Below are 532 nucleotides of genomic sequence, written 5' to 3' on the forward strand. Positions count from 1 at the left end.
CTTAGAACATGAACTGAACATTCTTTCGTTCAAAAAATGGCGTATTCACCTGCCTTTCCGCGACTTTGGTATTGAAATTGAAGACTGGGTGCCTGCCATTGCAGCCACTATCGGTAAAGTGGTGATGGTCACCGCGATGGTGGCCGCTTTCGCTGCCCAATTTGGCTCTCCCTCGAATTTGTTGCTGAAAACGTCCGCTATGAGTTGATCATCGCTGGTCTTTTGTTTGTTATCTTTTTTTCCGCGTATTTTAAACCCTAGAGTCCAACTTAGCTGGCACACACGGGCCCATGATTCCATTGATTCCGCTCGTTGCCGTAGCAGGTGGACACCCTCTCGGCTTTAGGCATCATGGTTGGGGTGTTTGGTTTGATCCTCAGTGCCACCAAAGKGGGATCAAAACTGGTTCGCTTAACGGGTGAAGGGGTTCGCGGCGGTCTGCTAATTTATTTAGGCGCGGTGGGACTGATTAGCCAACTCAGCAAATTTGAAAGCTGGTCGGTGGCCTCTGGCATGGAATCGGTCTCGTTTG

1 pseudogene is annotated in these 532 nt (G+C 49.7%); it reads left to right on the forward strand.

The features are described 5' to 3' along the window. Positions 1 to 532, forward strand: a pseudogene (locus tag CIK04_RS27225) (DUF3360 family protein); the annotation flags it as partial.

The sequence above is a fragment of the Vibrio sp. 03_296 genome (assembly GCF_002265885.1).